This window comes from Enterococcus sp. DIV0724b (genome assembly GCF_050531475.1).
GTDB classification, from domain to species: Bacteria; Bacillota; Bacilli; order Lactobacillales; family Enterococcaceae; genus Enterococcus_L; species Enterococcus_L haemoperoxidus.
The window spans coordinates 2,556,783-2,581,854 of record NZ_CP172890.1 but is presented as its reverse complement, the minus strand read 5'-3'; the positions used below and the strand labels follow the sequence as shown (position 1 = coordinate 2,581,854).

24 protein-coding genes are annotated in these 25,072 nt (G+C 35.5%); 16 read left to right on the top strand and 8 right to left on the bottom strand.

Annotated features, from left to right (window positions below):
* Positions 1-14 precede the first annotated feature (14 nt).
* Together IGJ02_RS11900 and IGJ02_RS11895 are read left to right on the top strand one after the other, a co-directional pair.
* Complete coding sequence (locus tag IGJ02_RS11900; RefSeq protein ID WP_430602121.1) at positions 15-1,211, top strand: amidohydrolase; 1,197 nt, start codon at positions 15-17, stop codon at positions 1,209-1,211.
* Between the two features lie 631 nt (positions 1,212-1,842).
* Positions 1,843-3,381 (top strand): ABC-F family ATP-binding cassette domain-containing protein, encoded by a 1,539-nt coding sequence (locus IGJ02_RS11895; RefSeq protein ID WP_430602120.1) that lies wholly within the window; start codon positions 1,843-1,845, stop codon positions 3,379-3,381.
* Positions 3,382-3,425: 44 nt separating this feature from the next.
* On the opposite strand, the gene IGJ02_RS11890 is transcribed toward IGJ02_RS11895, so the two are convergent.
* From IGJ02_RS11890 to IGJ02_RS11875, 4 genes are all read right to left on the bottom strand, one after another.
* Entirely contained in the window at positions 3,426-4,355 is a 930-nt protein-coding gene (locus tag IGJ02_RS11890; protein ID WP_430602119.1) for a metal ABC transporter substrate-binding protein, read from the bottom strand.
* The gene (locus IGJ02_RS11885) at positions 4,352-5,209 is read right to left on the bottom strand and encodes a metal ABC transporter permease (RefSeq protein WP_010762988.1); all 858 of its coding nucleotides are present in this window, start codon (positions 5,207-5,209) and stop codon (positions 4,352-4,354) included. The genes IGJ02_RS11890 and IGJ02_RS11885 overlap by 4 nt, the downstream gene beginning before the upstream one ends.
* On the bottom strand, positions 5,206-5,961 hold the full coding sequence (locus IGJ02_RS11880; protein ID WP_010762989.1) for a metal ABC transporter ATP-binding protein: 756 nt from the start codon (positions 5,959-5,961) through the stop codon (positions 5,206-5,208). The genes IGJ02_RS11885 and IGJ02_RS11880 overlap by 4 nt, the downstream gene beginning before the upstream one ends.
* 145 nt (positions 5,962-6,106) lie before the next feature.
* Complete coding sequence (locus IGJ02_RS11875; protein ID WP_430602118.1) at positions 6,107-7,291, bottom strand: serine hydrolase domain-containing protein; 1,185 nt, start codon at positions 7,289-7,291, stop codon at positions 6,107-6,109.
* Positions 7,292-7,535: 244 nt separating this feature from the next.
* On the opposite strand from IGJ02_RS11875, the gene IGJ02_RS11870 reads away from it, so the two are divergent.
* The 5 genes from IGJ02_RS11870 (at position 7,536) to mnmA (ending at position 12,512) form a co-directional block, all read left to right on the top strand.
* The gene (locus IGJ02_RS11870; protein WP_010762991.1) at positions 7,536-8,501 is read left to right on the top strand and encodes a ribose-phosphate diphosphokinase; all 966 of its coding nucleotides are present in this window, start codon (positions 7,536-7,538) and stop codon (positions 8,499-8,501) included.
* Positions 8,502-8,633: 132 nt separating this feature from the next.
* Entirely contained in the window at positions 8,634-9,530 is an 897-nt protein-coding gene (gene rarD / locus IGJ02_RS11865) for an EamA family transporter RarD (protein WP_430602117.1), read from the top strand.
* Between the two features lie 84 nt (positions 9,531-9,614).
* Positions 9,615-10,760 carry a cysteine desulfurase family protein gene (locus tag IGJ02_RS11860; protein ID WP_010762993.1) on the top strand — a complete coding sequence of 382 codons (1,146 nt, stop codon included), beginning with the start codon at positions 9,615-9,617 and terminating at the stop codon, positions 10,758-10,760.
* An 82-nt stretch (positions 10,761-10,842) separates the two neighbouring features.
* Positions 10,843-11,184: a DUF1831 domain-containing protein gene (locus IGJ02_RS11855; protein ID WP_010762994.1), complete on the top strand. Its 342-nt coding sequence runs from the start codon at positions 10,843-10,845 to the stop codon at positions 11,182-11,184.
* Positions 11,185-11,387: 203 nt separating this feature from the next.
* Positions 11,388-12,512 (top strand): tRNA 2-thiouridine(34) synthase MnmA, encoded by a 1,125-nt coding sequence (mnmA, locus tag IGJ02_RS11850; protein ID WP_010762995.1) that lies wholly within the window; start codon positions 11,388-11,390, stop codon positions 12,510-12,512.
* A gap of 23 nt (positions 12,513-12,535) precedes the next feature.
* Here the strand turns inward: mnmA and IGJ02_RS11845 are convergent, their stop codons facing one another.
* Positions 12,536-12,931, bottom strand: coding sequence for a hypothetical protein (locus tag IGJ02_RS11845; protein ID WP_430602116.1), 396 nt, complete (start codon positions 12,929-12,931; stop codon positions 12,536-12,538).
* Between the two features lie 222 nt (positions 12,932-13,153).
* Between IGJ02_RS11845 and IGJ02_RS11840 the strand changes: the two genes are divergently transcribed.
* Positions 13,154-13,519: a DUF1033 family protein gene (locus tag IGJ02_RS11840; protein WP_010762997.1), complete on the top strand. Its 366-nt coding sequence runs from the start codon at positions 13,154-13,156 to the stop codon at positions 13,517-13,519.
* Between the two features lie 44 nt (positions 13,520-13,563).
* Here IGJ02_RS11840 and IGJ02_RS11835 read toward each other — a convergent pair whose 3' ends face one another.
* The 3 genes from IGJ02_RS11835 to IGJ02_RS11825 form a co-directional block, all read right to left on the bottom strand.
* Entirely contained in the window at positions 13,564-13,941 is a 378-nt protein-coding gene (locus tag IGJ02_RS11835) for a hypothetical protein (RefSeq protein WP_010762998.1), read from the bottom strand.
* Positions 13,938-14,147 (bottom strand): helix-turn-helix transcriptional regulator, encoded by a 210-nt coding sequence (locus IGJ02_RS11830; RefSeq protein ID WP_010762999.1) that lies wholly within the window; start codon positions 14,145-14,147, stop codon positions 13,938-13,940. The genes IGJ02_RS11835 and IGJ02_RS11830 overlap by 4 nt, the downstream gene beginning before the upstream one ends.
* A 147-nt stretch (positions 14,148-14,294) precedes the next feature.
* Positions 14,295-15,008, bottom strand: coding sequence for a DsbA family oxidoreductase (locus IGJ02_RS11825; protein ID WP_430602115.1), 714 nt, complete (start codon positions 15,006-15,008; stop codon positions 14,295-14,297).
* 189 nt (positions 15,009-15,197) lie between these two features.
* On the opposite strand from IGJ02_RS11825, the gene IGJ02_RS11820 reads away from it, so the two are divergent.
* From IGJ02_RS11820 to cydC, 8 genes are all read left to right on the top strand, one after another.
* Positions 15,198-17,279 (top strand): DNA topoisomerase III, encoded by a 2,082-nt coding sequence (locus IGJ02_RS11820; protein WP_430602114.1) that lies wholly within the window; start codon positions 15,198-15,200, stop codon positions 17,277-17,279.
* A gap of 131 nt (positions 17,280-17,410) precedes the next feature.
* Positions 17,411-17,887 carry a nucleoside deaminase gene (locus IGJ02_RS11815; protein ID WP_430602113.1) on the top strand — a complete coding sequence of 159 codons (477 nt, stop codon included), beginning with the start codon at positions 17,411-17,413 and terminating at the stop codon, positions 17,885-17,887.
* Positions 17,888-17,913: 26 nt separating this feature from the next.
* The gene (locus IGJ02_RS11810; protein ID WP_010763003.1) at positions 17,914-18,213 is read left to right on the top strand and encodes a hypothetical protein; all 300 of its coding nucleotides are present in this window, start codon (positions 17,914-17,916) and stop codon (positions 18,211-18,213) included.
* An 84-nt stretch (positions 18,214-18,297) separates the two neighbouring features.
* Entirely contained in the window at positions 18,298-18,735 is a 438-nt protein-coding gene (locus tag IGJ02_RS11805) for a hypothetical protein (RefSeq protein ID WP_010763004.1), read from the top strand.
* Positions 18,736-19,142: 407 nt separating this feature from the next.
* Entirely contained in the window at positions 19,143-20,561 is a 1,419-nt protein-coding gene (locus tag IGJ02_RS11800; protein ID WP_010763005.1) for a cytochrome ubiquinol oxidase subunit I, read from the top strand.
* Positions 20,558-21,583, top strand: a complete 1,026-nt coding sequence (gene cydB / locus IGJ02_RS11795; RefSeq protein WP_430602112.1) for a cytochrome d ubiquinol oxidase subunit II — start codon at positions 20,558-20,560, stop codon at positions 21,581-21,583. Before IGJ02_RS11800 ends, cydB begins: the two co-directional genes overlap by 4 nt.
* The gene (gene cydD, locus IGJ02_RS11790; RefSeq protein WP_430602111.1) at positions 21,580-23,310 is read left to right on the top strand and encodes a thiol reductant ABC exporter subunit CydD; all 1,731 of its coding nucleotides are present in this window, start codon (positions 21,580-21,582) and stop codon (positions 23,308-23,310) included. Before cydB ends, cydD begins: the two co-directional genes overlap by 4 nt.
* The gene (gene cydC, locus IGJ02_RS11785; protein ID WP_430602110.1) at positions 23,310-25,070 is read left to right on the top strand and encodes a thiol reductant ABC exporter subunit CydC; all 1,761 of its coding nucleotides are present in this window, start codon (positions 23,310-23,312) and stop codon (positions 25,068-25,070) included. The genes cydD and cydC overlap by 1 nt, the downstream gene beginning before the upstream one ends.
* Positions 25,071-25,072: the final 2 nt, after the last annotated feature.

The window sequence follows — 25,072 nt, the reverse complement described above, 5'->3', positions numbered from 1 at the left end:
AGGAGGACGCTAAAATGACTATAGTAACGAAACAATCGATCAAAGAAGAAATTCAGCAAAATGCAGATGAAGTGATCGCTTTAAGACGTCATTTCCATCAATATCCGGAAGCTAGTTTAAAGGAATTTGAAACAATCAAACGAATCAAAGAAGAACTGAACAAGCTGTCTATTCCATTCGAAGAAGTAGGAGAAACTGGAGTACTTGGAACAATCGTCGGAGGAAAAGCTGGTAAAACAATCATTTTAAGAGCTGATATTGATGCTTTAGAATTAGAAGATGCAACAGGGAAAAAATACCAATCTAAAAATCCTGGGTTAAATCATGCATGTGGTCATGATGGTCACGCTGCAGCATTGTTAGGCGCCGCAAAAGTTTTGAAAAACCATAAAGACGAGTTTGCTGGAACAATTAAATTAGCCTTTCAACCAGCAGAAGAAATTGGTGCTGGCGCTTGTCAATTTGTCGATGGTGGTTTTGTAGAAAATATCGATCAAGTTTTTGGTATCCATTTAGATTCAAGTGTTCCTGTGGGGAAATTAGTCGCGACTAAAGGAGCCACTAATGCTTCTTGTGATATATTTAAAATTGAAGTTGAAGGCTTAAGCAGTCATGTGGCGCAACCAAATGTTGGACGGGATGCTGTATTAGCAGCGGCAAGTATTGTCGTAGAACTACAGAAAATAGCTGCAAGAGAAGTTAGTCCGTTAGATCCTATTGTCGTTGGAATCGGCGTACTTGATGCTGGAACTAGATATAATATTGTGGCCAACCATGCTAAAATAGAAGGAACAGTCCGAGCATTTAGTCATGAGACACGTGCATTTGTTTTAAAACGTGTGGAAGAGATTGCAAATCAAATTGCGGAAGCCCATCGAACAAAAATTTCGTCTTTTACTATTCATGATGCAGCAGGACCTTTGATCAACGATGATGCTGCAACTGAATTAGCACAAAAAGTAGCAGCAGGAATAGTTGGAAATGAGAATGTCGTTACAGATCATACTAAGAGTTTAGGTGCAGATGATTTTGCTGATTTTTTACTCAAAGCACCTGGCGTTTATGGTCGAGTAGGAACACGAAATTTAGACAATCCGGATACACAATATGGCCATCATCATGAAAAATTTGATATCGATGAAGCTGGATTGGCGTTAGCAACAGAATTTCATGTGCGTTATGCACTGACGTATTTAAATTCAATCGGATAGTAACATGTAAAAGCATAATTATTGAAGTATTATAGACTTTAATAATTATGTTTTTTATTGCACTTGGAAAAAAGAAACGTCTAAAGATAAAAATAAAACGATTCAGCACATTGTACAAAGAGGATAGAAGATATAGCAACATTCTTGCTTTTCAAAACAATTATGTTAAACTATTTTTTGTAAAGAAAGGTGATTAAGAATGTTTTTTCTTTCAGATAAATTTGTGAAAAGAAGTAGCTCCCGACAAATGAATGTGATGAAGCATTGTTGTGGAGCCTAATAAAATGAATGCTTCATCGTCTAAATAAATACTGAATTTTTGAGACTAAGTTGTAGTCTTATTTAGTGTTGCTTTTGACGATGATCTTGATTTTTATAGTGCTAATCAAAGGACAACGTGTTTCGTGCGTTGTCCTTTGTTGATACTGACAAGGGATAGATAGGTGGGGCCTATTCGATCGCTTGTTTTTTTGATTTGATAAATAAATGACCTTTCAGCTAAACGTACGAAATCGATGTTTAAGCAGCTTTAACTATTGAATAGATAAAACAGATATTTACTATGATTTACAACGAATGAACAGCAAAGAGATCAAAAAAATCTTTGTGAAAACGGAAAAGAGGAAAAATTATGAATCTATTAACAATCGAACACTTAACACAACGATTTGGTGAAAAAATTCTTTATGAAGACGCATCGCTTCGCGTCAATAGAGGAGACCATATGGGGTTAACAGGTCAAAATGGTGTAGGAAAATCAACCTTAGTCAAGATTTTAACAGGTGAAATTTTGGCAGACGATGGAACGATCGTATGGCAAAATAATACAAAAATTGGTTACTTGGATCAATATGTTGAAGTCATTGGGAACAGTTCAATCAATGAATTTCTACATCAAGCATACAAACCGTTATACGAAATCGAAAGCAAAATCAATGAACTATACACTGAATATGGCGAAACTGGTGCAGAGAAATTATTAGAACGAGCTGGGAATTTACAAACACAGCTAGATGAAAGTGATTTTTATCAAATCGATACAATCATCAATGATCTTGCCAATGGTCTGGGAATTGAAGCAATTGGATTAGACCGTCCAATGAATGAATTAAGTGGTGGGCAACGATCTAAAGTTATTTTAGCGAAGCTACTCTTAGAAGAACCAGATGTTTTACTATTAGATGAACCGACAAATTATTTAGATGATACTCATATTCAGTGGCTAATCAATTATTTAAATGGTTTTGATGGAACCTTTATTTTAGTTTCTCATGATTTTCATTTTTTAAATGCTGTGACAAATTGCATCTGTGACATTGAATTTGGCAAATTAACGAAATATACAGGAAATGTGGAAAAATCATTTGCTCAAAAAGAACAAAACAAAGAAAGCTATTTAAAACAATACCATGCCCAACAAGCAAAAATAGAAAAGGCGGAGGCTTATATTCGAAAATACAAAGCAGGGAATCGTGCAACCATGGCGAAAAGTCGTCAAAAGCAATTAGACCGAGTGGAGCGTATGGCACCACCAGGTAGTTTAGTAAAACCACAAATTCAGTTTCCCTATCAACCGATCGTGGCAAGTTTAGCATTGATCACAGATGAATTAGTGATTGGGTATGCTGAACCTTTATTAGCACCGATCAATCTATCTGTTCACAGTGGAGAAAAAGTGGCAATCAAGGGTTTTAATGGGATTGGTAAATCAACCTTGATCAAAACATTAACGGGTAAAATCAACGCAATCAGTGGTGAATACCAATATCCATCAAATACAAAGGTTGCTTACTTCTCACAAGATTTGACGTGGGAAAATGATTATTTGACCCCTTTAGCTTATTTAAGTGATCGATTTCCTAAAAAAACAGTGAAAGAAATTCGCACATACTTAGCAAAATGTGGACTACCAGATAAGTTAGTAAATCAGCAATTGCGTTTATTAAGTGGCGGAGAGCAGACGAAAGTAAAACTAAGTGAATTGACGATGGATACAAGTAACATTATTTTCTTAGATGAACCAACGAATCATATCGATGCAGCAGCAAAAGAGAGTTTACGTCAAGCAATTCAACAATTTCAGGGAACGGTCATTATCGTTTCCCATGAAGAAGAATTTTATGCAGATATTACAGATCGTGTAATCAATATCGAAGAATTGATACAATGAAAAAAACTGCTTCTGACCTTTTAAACAAGGTTAGAAGCAGTTTTTTATTTCATCAATCCATCATGAATTTTATCTAAATTCCATTTCATCATAGCGTAATAACTATCGCCATCTTCGCCTTTTTTAGCAATGGAATCAGTGAAAATCGTACTGTAAATTGGTAAATCTGTTTCTTTTGACACACGTTCCATGCTACGTTTGTCTACACTTGTTTCAACAAACAAAGCAGGGACTTTTGTTTTGTGGATTTGATCGATGATTTGTTTCATTTGATCAGGTGTTCCTTGGCTTTCTGTATTGATTTCCCAAATATAGGCAGCTGTTAATCCGTATGCTTTAGAGAAATATTTAAAGGCACCTTCACTTGTAACCAGTAGTTTTTTATTTTCTGGAATATCTGCGAACTTTTCTTTTGCTTCTTTGTCTAAAGCAGCTAGTTTTTCAATGTATTCCTTCGCATTTTTTTCATAGGTTTCTTTATTTTTAGGGTCTTTTTCACATAATGTGTCCCTGATTGATTCCACATAAGAAATACCGTTTTGGATATCTAACCAAGCATGTGGATCTTGCTCGTTTTCTTGTCCAGCACTGGTTAAATACATTGGTTCGACTTGTTTACTTACGGAGAAAAAGTCTTGATCTTCTTTTTTCTTAGCTGTTTCCATCAGCTTGTTGAACCAACCATTTCCGCCTGTTTCTAAGTTAAGTCCGTTGAAGAATAAAACGTCTGCTTCAGAGGCTTTGGCAACATCTTCTGGCAATGGTTCATATTCATGCGGGTCTGTTCCAACAGGCACAATACTGTGTAGATTGACTAAATCTTTTCCAACATTATCGACCATATCGGCAAGAATCGAGTTCGTTGCAACAACATTGATTTTTTCTTTGTCTGAGGTATCTGCAGACTTAGACTGACAAGCAGCTAGTAAAAATAAACTAGCGAGTGCTGTGATAAAAAGTATTTTTTTTCTCATAAAGTTGGTTCCTCCGTTTTTAGTTTATTGACAAAAAATAGTCCTTTTTTAGGTGAAAATAGAAACGCGATAACGAAAAATGCTGCAGCGGTTAAAACGATTGTCGCACCTGATGCTAAGTTATACGAATAACTAAAGAATAAGCCGATGATTGAACTTAGAATTCCAAAAAGTGAAGCTAAGGTAATCATTGTAGGCAGGTGGTTGGTCAGCAAGTAGGCAGTAGCAGCAGGTGTGATCAACATGGCGATCACTAAAATTGTTCCAACTGTTTGTAAAGAAGAAACAGCAACTAATGTTAATAAAAACATCAGAGCGTAATGGAAAAATTGAACATTTAATCCGTATGCTTGTGCCATTGTTGGATCAAAAGAAGTAATTTGCAATTCTTTATAGAATAATCCAACAAAAATCAACACGATGATCCCAACAATTGCGGTAATCAAAATATCAGAATCTCGAACCGCTAAAACATTTCCAAAGAGAATGTGATAAAGATCAGTCGAGCTTTTTGCGAAAGAGATCATAATGATTCCTAAAGCAAAAAATGAACTGAAAACGACACCGATCGCTGTATCATTTTTCAATTGACTTTTTTGCGTAATAAACCCAATCAATAAAGCAGCTAAAATACCAAAGATCGAAGCGCCAAAGATATAATTGACACCAAACATATAAGAAGCCGCTACCCCAGGAAGTACAGCATGTGAAATTGCATCCCCCATCAAGGACATTCCTCGTAAAACAATAAATGAGCCAATGATTCCTGAAACCAATCCAACAATGATCGAAGTGATCAAAGCGTTTTGTAGAAATTGGTAACGAACCAACCCATCAATAAAATTTGCTATCATGCGTCAGCCACTCCTTTGATAATAATATCGCCCATTGTGTCACCGTATGCTAATTGAATGTTTTTATTGGTAAAAGTTGTTACAACGGGGCCATTTGCGATTAGTTTTTTCTTCAAAATGATTACATCGTCAAAATAATGAGCCACTTTATGAAGGTCATGATGTACGATCAAAATGGTTTTTCCAGCTTCTTTTAATTGTTTTAAAATATCCATGATGACTTTTTCACTCGTCATATCAATGCCTACAAATGGTTCATCTAAAATAATGATATCTGCTTTTTGTGCAAGTACTCGAGCGATGAATACTCGCTGTAATTGTCCACCAGATAATTCACCAATCTGACGCTTAGCAAATTCTTCTAATTGAACTGTTTTTAGTGACGCTAAAGCCTCTTCTTTTTCTTTTTTCCCAGGACGCTTCATGATTCCAAGTTTTGGATAAGTTCCTAAAAGAACGACCTCTAATACATTGATAGGGAAAGACAAATCTAATGCACTACGTTGTTCGACGTAAGCGATTCTTTTCTTTTGAGTATTAAGAGGTTGGTCTCCTATAAATACCGTTCTAGAATCTGCCTTAAGCAATCCTAGCATGCCTTTTAGAAAAGTAGATTTTCCTGCACCATTTGGACCGATGATTCCAGTGATTTTCCCAGCAGGAACTTGTAAAGAAATATCGACTAAGGCTTTTTGACCTTGATAACTAACTGTTAAATGTTCGATTGTAAGATTATTATTATTTATAGACATAAAAAAACCTCCTTTTTAGGTTTGCCTTAAAATAAGTATATGATAAACTTAAATTAAAATCAATCCATTTTTTAGGTTTGCCTAAAAACGATACGAAAAAAGCTAGGAAACAAGTATTGTCTCCCAGCTTTTTTCAGATCATTGACTAATTATAAGGTCCTAATAAGTTAAAACTAGTACTCGCTAATTCTCCTTGATTTTTACCTTTAGAGGGTTGGTTTGAAAGGAGAATCACTGCATTTTTTCGATCTTTTGAAATCATTGCGGTTGATTCAAAACCTTCTTCTGCTCCATGTCCTTTGATATAATTAGGGTAATTATAAATACCGCCCATATATTTTTTTAATGTATCAGAAGTCCAGAGTTGATCTATCGTTTTTTGATCAATAAACGTTCCTTCAAGCAAGTTTGAGTAGAATAAGTAGAGATCGCCAACACTCATCCCGATATTTCCTGTACCAACTTCTTGGTCAAACAGCAAAGGGTCGTCGCTAATCTCAGATGTAACACCTGTTTCATCTGGTTTTTTATAGGCGTACGTTCGGTTTAGTGAGTTTAGGAAATCATCATAAAAAAATGTATTTCGCAACTGTAAATTCTTGATAAAGGTTTGCTCAAAAAGTGTGCGATAAGATATATTGGTTAATATTTCTAAAATCCCAGCTAAAATTCGATAATTGACTGCCTCGTATTTGTATTTCCCATAAATACCCATTGCAGCATTTGAAATCGAAAAGCGAAGGAATTCATCATCAGACATTCGAACTTTAGGTTGTTCTTTTTGATACAATCCAGAACACATAGAAAGTAACTGACGGATTGTTATTTTGAAACTATCTGCTATATCAGGATAGAATTTGTCTAGGGTATCATCAAGAGATAGTTTTCCTGCTTGAACTTGCTGTAAAATTAAAACAGCAGTCATACCTTTTTGAATTGAACCAATTTGAAAATTCGATTGATACGTGTTTGGTAATTTTTTCGCTATATTTGCATCTCCAAATCCTTTTTGTAAAATAATTTGCCCGTTGTGAATAATTAGAGCAGACCCAACAAATTGATTTTCTGTTAACTTTTGATCAATCCCTTTAGCCAAATCTGAATCAGGGCGTACCTCTTGATTGAAGTTTTCTGCTTGTTGGGCATCTTTAGTGAGTATAGCCGATGATTGCGTGGTTTTGCTTGTCGACTCATTTGTAGATTTAGTAGGACTAGTATGATTTTGAAAAAATAAAAGATATACTTCTAAGCCGACAAGAAAAATTAAAATAAATAAAACGATTGTTGGTATCAAGAGATTACTTTTTTTGCGATGTTTGTTTTGATGCATGAGTCGATCACCTCCGAGTATTCTTTATTTTTGCTCATTGACTATAGAAAATCAAGGTGATCCTAAGCGATTTGACGAACAGTTTTGTAAGCACGAAATTTCTTCGTTTAATCGTCGAATTTTTTTCAACTATTTGTCACAAGTTAGAAAAAGATCCATGATTTTTTTTAGAATCAGTGGTAAAATAGAATATGAAGTTTCAAATTAGTAAGAATAGAAAAATATCTAGATCACGGAGGAAATCATGACCCAAAAATACCAGGATAAAACATTACGAATCTTTAGTTTGAATGCCAATCGTCCTTTAGCAGAGAAAATTGCTGAAGTTGTCGGGACTGAACTGGGAAAAAGCACGGTACGCCAATTTAGTGATGGAGAGATTCAAATCAATATTGAAGAGAGTATTCGTGGGGACCATGTTTTTCTTGTTCAGTCGACCAATCTTCCAGTCAATGATAATTTGATGGAATTGTTGATCATGATTGATGCATTAAAACGAGCAAGTGCTAAAACAATTAATGTGGTGTTACCTTATTATGGATATGCCAGACAGGACCGAACAGCTAAACCAAGAGAACCGATCACAGCGAAATTAGTTGCTAATCTATTGGAAGAAGCTGGAGCTACACGAGTGCTGACATTGGATTTACATACAGTTCAAGTCCAAGGATTCTTCGATATTCCAGTAGATAATTTATTTACGATGCCGCTATTTGCGCATAATTATCGCCAGCAACAATTGACAGGTGAGGACATCGTAGTCGTTTCACCTAAAAATAGTGGTGTACAGCGTGCCCGAAGTTTATCTGAGTATTTAGATGCAACACTAGCGATCATTGACCAAGATGAAGTTGATGGTGTGCGCTCAGGATATGTTATTGGAGAGGTCAAAGGCAAGACGTGTATTTTAGTTGATGATATTTTAAATTCAGGTAGTACGATGACAACTGCCGCTGAGATTTTAAAAGAGAATGGCGCAAAATGCATTTACGCCTGTGCTTCTCATGGTTTATTGTCTAAAGGTGCTAAAGAGACGTTAGATGCTTCACCAATTGAACAAATTTGTGTGACTGATTCTGTATTTATCTCTGAAGACCGTAAACCAGAAGCCTTGAATATCGTTTCTTGTGCTGAACTGATGGGTGAAGCAGTAAAAAGAATTCATGAAAATACACCAATGAGTCCGCTATTTCGTTTAGAAGAAAAATAATAATAATAATCTGTTTAAACCAAGAAAGAAGTTCAGCTATTGCTTTAGACTGAACTTCTTTTTAGTATTTATTTTGATTGATTAAAACGTACTTATGACAAATGTTACGAGTAAAAGAAAGGGACTAAACATATGAACGAACAGAAAAAGGGTATTTTGTTAGGATTTATCGCTTATGTATTTTGGGGGATCATTCCAATTTATTGGAAGTTGCTGCCAACGGTTGATCCTTTAGATATCTTATGTTATCGGATTGTCTGGTCATTTTTATTTATGATCGTTTATATTTTGATTACAAAAAAATGGGCATTATTTTTAGCCGAAGTCAAAATTGTATTACAGGATAAGAAAAAATTATTTGCTATTATTTGTGCAGCTATATTGATTTCAGTGAATTGGTTTACTTTCATTTACACAGTTAGTCAAGGACATGTTACTCAAGCTAGTTTGGGGTATTATATGAATCCTCTAGTGAATGTTTTGCTAGCAACATTGATTTTGAAAGAAAAATTGAGTCGTTCAGGAATGATCGCTTGTGGACTAGCTTTGGCAGGTGTTCTTTTATTAACGATCCAAACGGGAGAAATTCCTATTGCCCCCTTAGTTATGGCTGTAACGTTTAGTTTTTATGGCTTGATCAAAAAAGGCGTGACGGTAAGCTCATATACCGGTTTGACGATTGAGACCTTTGTCATTTTTCCAGTTGCTCTGATTTATCTAGTTTTCTTTTCACGACAAGGGTTTATGAATTATGACGTATCCACTAATGTATTGTTGATGGGAGCAGGTATCGTTACAGCGATTCCGTTATTACTTTTCGCACAAGCGGCAAAACAAATTTCTTATATTATTCTAGGATTCATTCAATATGTAGGGCCAACATTAATGTTGATATCTGCACTATTTCTATACCACGAGCCTTATTCAGCAGATCAATTTATCGCATTTGGTTTTATTTGGGCAGGGATAGCAGTCTTTACGTATGGCAATATTTATACGTATCGCAAGGAAAAATGCTTCATCAAGTAAGTGGCATAAGAATCAACCTTTGAGGAACAGTGTGAGGTATGTTAAAATAATTCCAATTAAAAGGATTCAGAAAGGACGAGTTCAGTGGAACCCATTTATTTAGATCACGCAGCAACAACTCCAACACATCCAGCAGTTATTGAGATAATGGCCAGTGAATTGGCCAATACGTTTGGTAATCCGTCTAGTATCCATACATTTGGCAGAAAGGCGCATCGTGCATTAGAAGATATCCGGCAAGTGATTGCAACAAGCCTTAAAGTCAAACCTCATGAAATCATCTTTAATAGCGGTGGTACTGAAGGAGATAATACAGCAATCATTGAAACAGCACTTTCTAGAAAAGCGCAAGGAATGCACCTGATCACAACGGCAATTGAGCACCCAGCTGTTTTGGAAACAATGAAGTATTTGGAAGGTTTAGGATTTGAAGTAACCTATCTGCCTGTTGATGAGCATGGAGAATTGGCAATGACAGATCTTGAAAATGCGTTACGAGAAGATACAACATTGGTTTCTGTGATGTACGGCAATAATGAAATTGGCAATTTGTTACCAATCAAAGAAATTGGAGAATTACTAAAAATTCATCCAGCAGTTTTTCATACAGATGCTGTCCAAGCATATGGTTCTGAACTGATTTCACCTCATGAACTTGGGGTCGATTTGTTAAGTATTGCGGCTCATAAAATCAATGGGCCAAAGGGTGTCGGTTTCTTATTTAAAAATGATGCTATTTCATTGCCTTCATTTTTACATGGTGGGGAGCAGGAAGAAAAACGTCGAGCTGGAACAGAAAATTTAGCTGGTATTGCAGGGATGGGCAAGGCGGTTGAGCTTTTGACTGAAAGTGAAAAACAACGACGACATGAAAAATATGCTGAGTTTGAACGTATTATTTTAACACAATTAGATAAAGCGCAAATTTCTTATCAAATCAATGGTAATCCTGAAAATAAGCTAGCTCATATTCTGAATTTACGATTTCTAGATGTTCCAAGTGATTTATTATTGATGCACTTAGATCTTCAAGGTGTAGCAATCTCGACAGGTTCAGCTTGTACTGCTGGAACAGTAGATCCTTCTCATGTTTTAGAAGCGATGTATGGTAAGAATCATCCTGCAATCAAGGAATCTGTTCGAATCAGTTTTGGATTAGGCAATGATGAAGAGCAAATTCAACGATTCACAGCAATATTAATTGAAACAATTCAAAAAATTAAGCAGTAATTTAAGAAAAATAGGATTAGAACTAGTAAAAAGAAAGCGTACCAACTATAATAAAAGAGACAATAAATAAAGAGGTGGAGAAATGGCGTTTAAAGAAAAAGCAACAGTAGAAGGATGTACGGTATTTTATAAGGTAAATGAACAAGCAAAAAAATACACATTAAAAGATAATGGTTTCACTGAAACGAATTCAGGAAATTTTCAGTTGATTCGTCCCTTGGATGCAACACCCCAAAGTAAAGAAGGCTTTAAATTAAAAATTACGATCGCTGAAGATTTGAAAACACTGAAAATGTCAGTGACAACGGCAAATGGCTTGAAATCTATGAATATCTTCAAGAGCGACTCTCATGAAATGAGTCAGGAAAAGTTTTATTTCTTGATGGATGGTATGATTAGCCGTGATGTTTTGGAAAAAGCTTGAATTTTGAAAATAAGACAAGATCGAAAAAGATCGAGTCTTATTTTTTTGCTTTCAAAATGAAGAAAATTTTTGAAAAGAAGAAAGTTGTTCACTCTTAATGCCTTTACTTCTTCTAAAATACTAGTATAATAAGTATCACTGAAAAGTTACGACCTTCAAATCGTAGATGCATTCAGAATCTAAATTGAAATGATGGTGATCAAATGACAGATAACAGCAAAACTCGTGTCGTTGTTGGCATGAGCGGAGGTGTAGATTCTTCTGTTACGGCGTTGCTTTTAAAAGAGCAAGGCTATGACGTCGTGGGTATCTTTATGAAAAACTGGGATGACACGGATGAAAATGGTGTGTGTACAGCCACCGAAGACTACAAAGATGTAGCGAAAGTTGCCGATCAAATCGGTATTCCTTATTATTCAGTTAACTTTGAAAAGGAATATTGGGATCGTGTATTTGAATATTTCCTTAAAGAATATCGATTGGGACGGACGCCAAATCCTGATGTAATGTGTAATAAGGAAATCAAATTTAAGGCCTTCTTGGAGTACGCGATGCAATTAGGCGCAGATTATGTAGCAACTGGACATTACGCCCAAGTCGAAAGAAAAGAAGACGGCACCGTACGTATGTTACGCGGTGTAGATAATAATAAAGACCAAACTTATTTCTTGAGTCAATTATCTCAAGCGCAATTAGCTAAAACGATGTTCCCATTAGGCGGCATGGAAAAATCAGAGGTTCGAGCAATTGCAGAACGCGCTGATTTAGCAACAGCGAAGAAAAAAGATTCAACAGGTATCTGTTTTATTGGAGAAAAGAACTTTAAACAATTTTTAAGTACCTATTTACCTGCTAATAAAGGAAATATGGTTACTTTAGATGGGGAAATCAAAGGACAACACGATGGTTTGATGTATTATACGATCGGTCAACGCCAAGGCCTAGGTATTGGTGGTGGCAAGGGCTCACAGGAACCTTGGTTTGTAGTCGGGAAAGATCTAGCAACGAATACATTATATGTTGGACAAGGGTTTCATCATGAACAATTATATGCAACGCATTTAGATGCAAGTGAAATTCATTTCACTGTTGATACGGAAATGCCAAAAGAATTTGAATGTACGGCGAAATTCCGCTATCGTCAAGATGATATACCCGTTAAAGTTGTCCTAACTGGTGATGGAACGACAGCCAAAGTAATCTTTTCTGAACCTGTTCGTGCAATTACGCCAGGTCAAGCTGTTGTCTTTTATGACGGTATGGAATGTCTTGGTGGGGGATTGATTGATCAAGCCTACCAAGAAGAAAAAGTATTACAATATATCTAAAAAAAAACGAGTAGAGAGAATTCCTACTCGTTTTTTTGATTGGAATATTGTACATAAGCTCTAGATTCTGGTGAAACAACCAGATAAATCATCGAAACGAATTCAACCACACGAAATGCTAACATGATCATTTTAGGAAACATGCTGACCATCATCGGAGGGTAAAAGTACATGAGAAAGATGAATGGGATAAAGAGTATTGAGGCTATATATCCTTTTTTACCACCAGTCATTAATCCGGCAATCACAATAATATAAATGAGAAAAACAAAAATCTGATACCAAACATCCGCTCCAAAAGTTCCATTTCCTTCAACCACAGCTTTTAACGCCATGATCAATGAAATGACAAGCAAAATATTATTATATAAAAGTAAATAAATCGCAATCGAGTTCCAAAATACAGGTTTTTTCATCATAAGAAACGTTCCTTTCTGTTCTTTCCATATTTTAGCAAATGCTATTTCTATTCGCAATCAAATAAAAGAAAAACAACGTTTATTCTTTCGCTTAGAATAACTTATGGTAAAATTAAAATAATGAACGTTTAAACAAAAAACTATTTCACAAGCACTTAAGTTGAAAATTTTATACTAAGTGACTAGAATAGCTCTTGTAGAAAGAATTGGAGTGATCAAACAATGTACCAAGTTGTTACAATGTACGGCGATAATGAGCCTTGGTGGTTTTTTGAAGACTGGAAGGAAGATATCGAAGAAAATAAAACATTTAATTGTTTAGAAGATGCGGAACGTTACTACATAAAAAAATGGCAAGAACTTTCTTCAACATATGAGTACATAAATACAAAAGTTAATTATTTAGCAGCTTTTTGGAGTGAAGGTGACGAACGTTGGTGTGAAGAATGCGATGAAGATCTTCAACAATATAAGGGATTGGCTTTGCTGAAAGATTTGCAAGCTGTGACATTTGAAAGTGGCGATGATTTTCATGAGCGCCATAATGATTGTGCAAAACCGAAATGTTGTAAATCTAGTCTTGTTTAGAACGCTGAGAGAAAAGTAAGAGATTAAGATACTAGAATAGTATCTTAATCTCTATATTTTCGTTTTCTGAAAAAATAAATGATTGAAAAAATCAAGAAGTCGAAAAAGAGCGCTTCGAAATGCCAAGGGGAATTTCCCATGACTTCCCTAAAAGGTAGTCCACCAGAAATAATTGGGTAGTAATGGAATTGACTATCTGGCATAAAATTGACTATCATTCCTAAAATAAATTGAATCAAATGCAAAAACAACAGAACGAACATAGTATAGACTAATGAATCTGAAACAGTTTTTTTCTCTAATTCATCTAGGTTTCCTTTTTTTACCTGAAGCAGTACACTGATAGCATTAAAAACAGATGCTATCGCAAATAATGCGGCAACTATAAAAATAATCATTATAAGTATTTGTATATATATCATTTATTTTCCTCCTCTAACTGAAAAATTTTTTCGACAGGCATATCAAAATATTTTGCTATTTTTAAAGACAATGCCAAACTTGGGTTATACTTCGTTTTTTCAATAGCATTCATTGTTTGTCTAGACACGCCTAAATCAGTGGCCATCTGAATTTGGGGTATCTTTTTACTTTCACGTATTTCTTTAATCTTATTATGAACGTTCATGATTATAAGCTCCTAATTTATGTAAAGATATCTTTACTTAATTGTAGCAGAGTCGAATTGAAGAGTAAAGATATCTTTACTTGTTTATCAAAAAAGAAAAGCAACAAAGATTCTTTAGAAAGTTGCTTTTCTTTATGTTGGTATAAATCAATCTTCACAAACCCATTTTCCATCTTCCATATTACAAGAGCCATTTCTTGAGTCATTATTTTCGATCACTTCAATGATCGGAGCTTCTTTTTCTTTGATTGACTGAATCGCTTGGATGATTTGCTCTATTGGCTGGGCACCGCTGATCAAGTATTTTCCATTAACAATCAAGGCGGGGACGCCTGTAAGTTGGTAAGCATTTGCTAAACGAAAATCGTCTTCAACTAAAGCTAAAGTTGTGGGATCAGTAAAAGCTTGTTGCCATTTTTCAAAATCAATCGAACTATCTTTAACAATCGATTCAATCACAGTAATATCATCAATATTTTGACTATTAACGAATAAACCTGTTTGCAATGCATCAAAAATAGCCCAATAACCAGTTTCCCCGCCAACGACACCCGCTGCCTTTGCAGCAAGTAAACCGTTCATAGAAGTTGGAAAAAGAAAATCAGCTTCTTGCATTCCTTCAATATTAAACCGATGAAGATCATCATTTTGATTAGCATGAACCCAATGCGATAAAATCTCGCTTTTCGCATTTTCTCTAGAACCAAACATTCGCTCATGGTCTTCTTCATTTCTAGCTAAAGCAAAAGAGCGGTGAATAATCTTTATTTCGGGCATCTCTTTTTGGACTTGTCTCATTCTATAGGACATGGGAAAACAAAAACTGCAGATAACGTCGTGAAAAAATTCAATTGTGATCATAGTTTCTCCTTGATAATCATTATTTTTTTATACTTACAATTAGTAAGTATAAAGTTCTTCTATTTACATTTCAATTAAAAAGCTTAAATTAGAGGCGAAAAGAATATACAGAGTGTGGTAAAATCAACGTATTGACATTTTTGAGATGAATACAATTTACATAAGGAATACAGAAGGTGAGTGAACGAAATGGCAAACAAACAACTAATTATTGCTGAAAAACCTAGTGTTGCCAAAGATTTAAGTAAAGTACTAGGCGCAAATCAAAAAAATAAAAGTTATTATGAAGGACCTAATGTGATTGTGACTTGGGCATTAGGACACCTGTTAGGCTTAAAAATGCCAGAAGATATCAACAAAGAATGGCAATCTTGGCAAATGGAAACTTTACCAATGGTGCCAAAAAATCTAGGAATCAAACCATTACCAAAAACTGGCCATCAATTAAAAGCAATCAAACAATTAGCGAATAGAAAAGATGTTACAGAAGCGGTTATTGCAACAGATGCAGGACGTGAAGGAGAACTCGTCGCACGTTGGATCTTAGAGTATGTTCATTTTAATAAACCAGTCAAACGTTTATGGATCTCTTCTCAAACAGACAAAGCAATCAAAGATGGTTTTAAAAAATTAAGACCAGCTAAAGAATATGATAATCTGTACTATTCAGCTTTGGCTCGGGCAAAAGCTGACTGGTTAGTTGGATTGAACGTGACTAGAGCATTAACAGTGAAATACCAAGATAGCTTATCGGCAGGACGTGTACAAACACCGACATTATCTTTAGTTCGTCAACAAGAAAAGAAAATCGAAAGCTTTAGACCACAAGCTTATTTTTCAGTGGATTTGCAAGTCCAAAAAGAAAAAGCTAAACTGGTTCAAAGTAACCCATACGCATTTAAAGAGCGAAACGATGTAGAAGCCTTTGTAAAAAAATTAAGTGAAGGCAAAGGAAAAGTAACGGATATTCAAGAAAAGAGTAAATCAGAACAAGCACCCCTCCCTTATGATTTAACTGAAATCCAAAGAGAAGCCAATCAACGTTACCAATTTTCAGCGAAGAAAACATTATCGCTCGTTCAAAGTCTCTACGAATTCCATAAAATCGTGACTTACCCAAGAACGGATAGTAAATATTTAACGACAGATATGAAAGCAACGATGAAGGAACGATTGCAAGCAGTCAGCGATTTTGCGCCAGAAGTAAAAACGTATATCAAAGATGGCGGTCAAGTCAAACTAACTAAAGTATTCCAAAACGACAAAGTCACAGATCACCATGCCTTGATTCCAACAGAACAACGCCCACGTTATGAAAAATTAAGTGGCGATGAACAAAAAATCTATAATATGATTGTCACGCGTTTCTTAGGAATGTTTGCTGAATCCCATCGTACAAAACAAACAAAAGTAACCGTAAGCTTTGGCAAAGAACAATTTATCTTCCGTCAAAGTAAAGTTGAAGTTGCTGGTTGGAAACAAGAAAAAGAAGAGGTTGTTCCATCTGTTGACTGGACATTAGGAATGGTGATTCCACCAAATTTCACTATCAATAAAGAACTAACTGCACCACCAAAACCATTGACTGAAGGAACTCTTTTAGGGTTGATGGAAAAACACAGCTTGGGAACTCCAGCTACACGAGCTGAAATCATTGAAAAACTGATTAAATCAGAATTAATGGAGCGCAATACCAACGGTTTAAATGTGTCACCAAAAGGTAAGCAACTACTTGAACTAGTCAACCCATCATTAGTAACCCCAGAGCTAACAGAAAAATGGGAAAAAACATTAGAAGCTATCGCTAAAGGAAAACAAAGCAGTACGGTTTTCTTAAAAGAAATCGAGCAAGACACTAAAAAGCTTGTCAATGAGATTAAACAAAGCGAAAGCAAATACCAAGATTTTTCTATCACGCAAAAGAAATGTCCAGATTGTGGTTCAAACTTACGTGAGAAAAATACGAAAGACGGTAAAATCTATGTTTGTTCTAATAAAGATTGTAACTATCGCCGTAGAAAAGACCCAAAAGTTTCGAATCACCGTTGCTCACAGTGTCACCGAAAAATGGAAATCATCGATGGAAAAAATGGTTCATATTTCAAATGTAAATACTGCTCAATTACTGAAAAAATGCAAGACAAAAAAGAACGCAACAAGAAGCTTACAAAACATGAAGAACGTAAGTTGATGAAGAAATATTCACAAAAAGAAGAGCCAGAAGAAAGTGCATTGGCACAAGCATTGAAAGCGGCAATGAAGCAAGATTGATTTTCAATTTGAAAACACTAGTCATCAATAAATTTGGTGATTGGTGTTTTTAATTTAGTAGCAATCATGAAACCGCTTGAGTTCATGTTATAATTTAGAAAAAATACTAATCAGAGAAGAGTGAAAAGATCATGGTTATTAATACTGAACAAGAAAAACGAGATGCTAAATTCATGAAACAAGCACTGGAACTTGCCAAAGAAGCGGCAAAAAATGGAAACGAACCATTTGGTGCATTACTTGTAAAGGACAATAAAGTAGTTTTGGTTGGAGAAAATCAAATTCACACTAAAAGTGATCCAACATTTCATGCCGAGCTAGGTATTATTCGCGATTTTTGTTCAAGCCAAAAGATAACAGATTTATCTGAATACACACTTTATACAAGTTGTGAACCGTGTTGTATGTGTGCAGGAGCGATGGTTTGGAGCTGTTTAGGAAGGATGGTCTATAGTTTAGCACACGATGAATTAGCTGAGATTGCAGGATTTAATATTATGATCGGCAGCGAAGAGATTTTTTCAAAAAGCCCAAATAGACCAGAAGTTGCTACGGGTGTGTTAAAAGAAGAGGCAGTGCCGGTTTATGTCGATTATTTTCAAAAATAACGATAAGAAGAGGAAGGAACATAAACATGAGAAAAAATGAATATCTAACCCTAGTTGCGATGGAAGAGTGTGCAGAAATCCAGCAAGCATTGTCAAAGGCAATCAGATTCGGTTTTGACGATCATCATCCATCCAGAGCAGATGAAACCAATGAAGAACAAATGTTGACAGAATTCTATCAATTGACTGCGATGATCGAAGAAATGCAGAATAAGGGAATTATTGCAGACTTTCCTCAGGAAAAAATAAAGAAAGTGAAGCAAGATAAGATTGAAAAAGTTTATAAATATCTGGATTATTCTGAGAAAAAAGGGTTGTTAGAATAAAGGATAAATTTTAACTCAATAATAGTAGGAATGAAACAAAAAAAACAGTTTTATTGTAATAATAGTTGCATTGGAGTGTTGTTGGTGGAAAAGAAAGTATGGATTGGTTTATTGTTGATTCTTATTATTGTCTATAGTATGTCCATAAGTGGTAAAAAAGGATCAATTGAAAATGCTGTTATGACAGTTGAGAAGTCTGAAAAATTTAAAACTACTGAAATTGAAACGGCGATTGCTCGTGTGGAGAAGGAGTTTAAAGGATTTACTAACTGTGAGATGACCAAACTCTATTATGATGAAGAAAAATCGAATATAGAAATCAACCATTACTTAATAGAGAATAAAAATGTAAAAAATGCAGACAAAAAAGATTTCATTGTTTTGTATTCTGATTTTGATGTTGGAGAAGAAAATGATCAAAATTCTGGTTTTATGCCAGGCTCTCATCACAAAGATTGGATGTGGTTATTAAAAAGAGATGAATTTTGGAAGTCCTGGGAAGTCGTATCTTTCGGAGTTTAAGCTAGTACTCATTCGATACATAATACTAATATGTGCGATAACGTATATATTTTTAATACAGTCCTAAACTAAAATTTTAAATTTAAGAAAAAACACTTTACTCAATGTGTTTTTCCATATTTCATCCACTAAACCCACATTTCTTATTTTTCCATCAGAATAAAGGAATATTTTAATGAAAAAAGGGCAGAAACATTTGTAATTTACAATAAAAGGAGTATACTCTAAATTGGAATCATTCTAAATTTATTAAAAAGAGTTTCCACACACATATTGTCTTTAGGTTTATTTTATTCTAGGTTTTGATTCATTTTGACAGCGCCAACCAACTGTGCAAATGAATAATTATTTTGAATGAAATCAGCTTATTCTTTTTGTGGAGACAGTAAAAACAAGGGGGATTATTGATGTTTGATATTGTAACATTAGCAAGATTCCAATTTGCAATGACGACAGTCTTTCATTACTTCTTCGTACCGTTTTCAATAGGATTAGCACTTGTAGTCGCAGTCATGGAAACGATGTATGTCGTGAAAAAAGATGAACGTTATCGCAAAATGGCGAAGTTTTGGGGCAACATTTTTCTATTAAGTTTTGCAGTCGGAGTCGTAACAGGAATTATTCAAGAGTTTCAGTTCGGGATGAACTGGTCAGATTATTCACGCTTTGTTGGAGATATTTTTGGTGCTCCACTTGCGATTGAAGCGTTACTTGCATTCTTTTTAGAATCAACGTTCTTAGGTTTATGGATTTTTACTTGGGATAAAGTAAGTCCTAAATTACATTTAACATTTATTTGGTTGGTTGTATTTGGTTCAATGATGTCAGCTTTCTGGATCTTAGCGGCAAATAGTTTTATGCAACATCCAGTTGGTTACACATTAAACAATGGTCGTGCAGAGTTAATTGACTTTGGTGCCGTAATTGGGAATCCAAAAGTTTGGTATGAGTTTACCCACGTGCTATCCGGTGCGATTGTAATGGGCGGAATGATTGTTGCAGGTCTTGCAGCGTTCCAAATTTTGAAAAAACGTGATATGAATTTCCACAAAACGTCTATGCGTATTGGTTTATGGATTGCTTTATTTGGATCATTATCTGTTTTATTCACAGGTGACTTACAAATGAAAGCTTTAATCAATGATCAACCAATGAAATTTGCAGCAATGGAAGGCGATTATGAAGATTCTGGTGATCCGGCCGCTTGGACATTGATTGCGTGGGCAGACGAAGCCCAACATAAACAAGTATTTGGGATTCAAATTCCTTATATGCTAAGTATTCTTTCTTATAACAGTTTATCTGGCTCCGTTGATGGAATGGACACAGTGAATGAACGTTTGAAAGAACAATATGGTGATGATAAAAACTATTATCCACCAGTAAACACATTATTTTGGAGCTTTAGAGTCATGGCTGGATTTGGCGCATTGATGCTTCTAGTTTCAGCGTTAGGTTTATTCTTTAGTCGTAAGAAAAAACCATCACTTTATGAAAAACGCTGGATGGTTTGGATCGTGGCATTATGTACGTTTGCACCATTCTTGGCAAATACAACAGGTTGGTTGATCACTGAACTTGGTCGTTATCCTTGGACTGTTTATGGTCTATTTACGATTGAAGATAGTGTCTCACCAAACGTATCAGTGGCTTCATTATTAACATCAAACATTATTTACTTTATTCTTTTTGCAGGTCTAGGCTCAGTAATGGTTTACTTGATTACTGTAGAACTTAAAAAAGGCCCAGATTATGAAGAAAAGAAATTAGCAGAGGCGAACTCTACTGATGTAGATCCATTTGATAAGGAGGTCTTTGGCGAATGAGTACGTTGCAATTACTTTGGTTTGTATTGATTGGTATTTTATTCTCAGGCTTCTTCTTCTTAGAAGGTTTTGACTTTGGCGTGGGTATGTCGGTTCAAACGTTAGCGCACGATGAAGAAGAAAAAGAACAAATCATCCAAACGATTGGACCGGTTTGGGATGGTAATGAAGTATGGCTATTAACAGCAGGTGGAGCAATGTTTGCATCTTTTCCATACTGGTATGCTTCATTGTTTAGCGGATTTTACTTGATTTTATTTATTATTTTAGTTGGTTTGATCATTCGTGGTGTTTCATTTGAATTCCGTCACCGTATGCCAGACGGCAAACGTCGTAGAATGTGGAACTGGACATTATCGATAGGTAGTTTTATTGTTCCATTTTTCTTTGGGGTTTTATTCATTGATTTAGTTCAAGGAATGCCGCTTGATGTTGATGGGAATATGATGGCATCATTTACAGATTATATTAATGTATTTTCTGTGGTTGGTGGCGTTGCGTTGACTTTATTATGCTATTTACATGGTTTAAACTATATTGCTTTAAAAACAGAAGGACCCGTTAGAGAACGTGCACGTAACTATGCATCATTCTTCTATTGGATTTTATATGTAGGCTTAGTTGTGTTTGCAGCATTGTTGTACTTCAAAACAGATTTCTTTGATAATAACTTCTTAGTGACGTTATTATTAGTTTTAGGAATTGTAGTATTGACGGTTGTTGCCAATGTGAGTGTCTTTAGGAAAAAAGAAATGGTGGCGTTTCTTGCTAGTGGCTTAACATTGATTCTTTTAGTGGCGTTATTATTTAGTGGTTTATTCCCACGCGTCATGATTGGTAGCGAGGGGTACTATGATATCTTGATCAAAGATGCTTCAAGTTCTCCATATACTTTGAAAACAATGACATGGTTATCATTAACGATTTTACCATTTGTATTAGCCTATACAGGTTGGTCTTATTATGTCTTTAGAAAACGTATCAAACATCCAGCGATTGCTGCTGTGGGGTATGAAGGATGATCGATAAAGCCATCTTAAAAATGCCGAAAATCAAAAAAATTATGATCTTGCTTGCAGGTTTTTCTTTCCTGCAAGCAGTATTTATTATAGGACAAGCATTTTATTTAGCGAAAGCCGTTGTTGGGTTGTGGGAAGGTGGTCAATTAAGTGACCAGCTGTTGAATATTTTGGTGTTCTTTTTGTTTTATACTGGCAGACATGTGGTGACCTATCTTCGTGAGAAAATGTTGGATACCTTTAGTTATGATCGCTCTCGTGAGTTGAGAGAAGCGTTACTCCAAAAGGTTTTTCGTTTAGGACCAACTGTTGTTCAAAAAAATGGAACAGGGAATATGATCACGATGGCGCTAGAAGGAATTAGCCAGACAGAAAATTATTTGCATTTGATCTTAATGAAAATTATGAATATGATGATCATTCCGTGGATCATTTTGATATTTGTGTTCACCTTGGATGTTCGTTCTGGAATTGTTTTACTGGTTGTTTTTCCAATGATTATTATTTTTATGATTATTTTAGGTTATGCAGCTCAAAGTAAAGCGGACAAACAATACAAAGCCTTTCAAATTTTATCTAATCACTTTATTGATTCATTACGAGGATTAGATACATTGAAATTATTTGGATTAAGTAAAAAATACGCAGGCAGTATTTATAATACGAGTGAACGTTTTAGAGAAGCAACGATGAGTACGTTGAAGATTGCGATCTTATCTACATTTGCATTAGACTTCTTTACAACATTGTCTGTGGCTGTTGTGGCAGTGTTTCTAGGATTAAGCTTATTGGAAGGCGGAATTTTATTATTTCCTGCGTTGACAACATTGATTTTAGCACCAGAATTCTTTTTGCCTGTTCGTGATTTTGCGAGTGATTATCATGCGACATTAGATGGTAAAAATTCATTCCAGGCAATTCAAGCTGTGTTGGATTTACCAGAAATGACTGAAACGGATCGACTTTCTTTAGGAGATTGGACAGCTTTGAGTGAATTATCTGTTGAAAAATTGACTTTCCAATATGAAGAAGCTACTCAACCAGCTTTAAAAGGATTAGACTTTGCTGCAAAAGGGTATCAAAAAATTGGGATCATCGGTGCTAGCGGTTCTGGAAAATCAACCTTGATCAATGTGCTGAGTGGATTTTTAGCACCTGATGCTGAAACGACAAAAATCGAAGTCGATGGACAATCGATCCCACATTTTCTGCAAAAAGATTGGCAAAAGCAAGTACTTTATATTCCGCAGTCGCCTTATATTTTCCAAGATACATTAGCGAACAATGTTCGTTTTTACACGCCTGAAGCGACAGATGAGCAAATAATAGCTGCTGTTCAGTTGGTAGGATTAGAAACGCTTGTAGCAGAGCTTACAGACGGTTTAAACACGGTGATTGGTGAAAGTGGGAGAATGTTAAGCGGCGGTCAAGCACAGCGTGTAGCGCTTGCTAGAGCCTTTTTAGACAAAACGCGCCGAATTCTATTATTTGATGAACCAACTGCTCACTTAGATATCGAAACAGAAGTGGAGTTAAAAGAAAGAATGCTACCGTTGATGGAAGATCATCTTGTCTTTTTTGCTACTCATCGATTACACTGGATGGCAGAAATGGATTATATTTTAGTGATGGATAAAGGGCAACTGGTTGAAGCAGGAACATTAGCTGAATTGACCGAGAAAAATGGTTACTATGTGAAATTAGTTAATCAAATGAGGGGGACAGAATAATGGAAAATACCCCAACAAATAAAGAATTATATGAAAAGGATCAATGGGTCAAACCATTCTTGAAAAAGTATAAAGGTTTATTGTACTTAGCATTGATTTTAGGTTTTTTAACCTTTTTTAGTGCAGGAGCCTTAATGTTTAATTCAGGTTATTTAATTAGCCGAGCAGCGTCACTGCCAGAAAATATTTTGATGATTTATATTCCAATCGTATTAACGCGTGCCTTTGGAATTAGTCGTCCAGTTTTCCGATATATTGAGCGTCTAGTTAGTCATAATTGGGTTTTGAAAATGACGTCCGACTTGCGTTTGAAGCTTTATATGGTTTTAGAAAAAGATGCAATTTTCTTTAAATCAAAATACCAAACAGGGGATATTTTAGGTTTGTTGTCTGAAGATATCAATCACTTGCAGAATTTATATTTGCGTACGATTTTCCCAACAGTGATTGCTTGGTTATTATATATCTTTATTATTATTGGACTGGGCTTGTTTTCATGGTGGTTTGGTTTGTGCATGTTATTGATGTTAGGTGTAGTGATTTTTCTATTGCCTTTGATTTCAGTATTAGTGAATGGCGCCAGACAAGAAAAGCAAAAAGTCTCTAAAAATGAATTATATAAAACACTGACAGATAACATTTTAGGTGTTTCTGATTGGGTGTTTAGCCAACGGGGACAGGAATTTGTTCATTCTTATGAAAAAGAAGAAGCGAAGTTACGCCAGCTGGATGAACAAATCAAACGTTTTAATCGTTTTCGTGATTTTGTGTTGCAGGTTGCATTTGGTGTGATCACTGTCGCGATTTTAGCTTGGACCAGTGTTCGTTTTCCTGGTAATCATGGTGGGGCAGCTAACTGGATCGCTGCATTTACGTTGACGGTATTCCCGTTGATCGATGCTTTTGCACCGCTACCTGATGCGGCACAAGAAACAAATATCTATAAAGATTCAATCAAGCGTTTAAATGATTTACCTGAAGTGGAAGAAGTAAAGAGTGTGTCAAAAGATCTAACGATCACAGATTCAGAAATTAGAATCAGTAATATGTCCTTTTCTTATGAGGGAACTTCAAAGCTCGTTTTGGAAGACTTGAATTTGACGATTCACTCAAAAGAAAAATTGGCAATTTTAGGACGTAGCGGTTCTGGGAAAAGTACTTTAGCAACATTGATTCGTGGTGATTTACAACCTGATAAAGGAACGATCACGTTAGGCGGTATTAAAACTGCTGAGTTTGGCGATCAGATCACGAAATCAATCGGTGTGATTCATCAAACACCTTATCTATTCAGAACAACGATTTTAAATAATGTCCGAATCGGACGAGAAGAAGCCTCAGAAGAAGAGGTTTGGCAAGTGTTGGATAAGGTTGGGTTAAAAGAAATGATCGAGGAATTGCCAGAAGGATTATTAACGATGGTGGATGAAGCTGGTTTGCGTTTTTCTGGTGGTGAACGTCATCGTTTGGCATTAGCTCGTATTTTACTTCAAGATACGCCGGTGGTATTGCTAGATGAACCAACGACAGGTCTTGATCCAATTACGGAACAGCAATTACTAGATACATTCTTTGAGACATTAGCAGATAAAACCATCATTTGGATCACTCATCATTTGCAAGGTGTGCATATGATGGATCGAGTGATTTTCATTGAAGACGGACAATTGGAAATGAGCGGTTCACCGCAAGAACTATTAGCAACGAATCTTCATTATCAACAATTGTATGCAATCGATCGAGGAATGAACCAAAATTGATT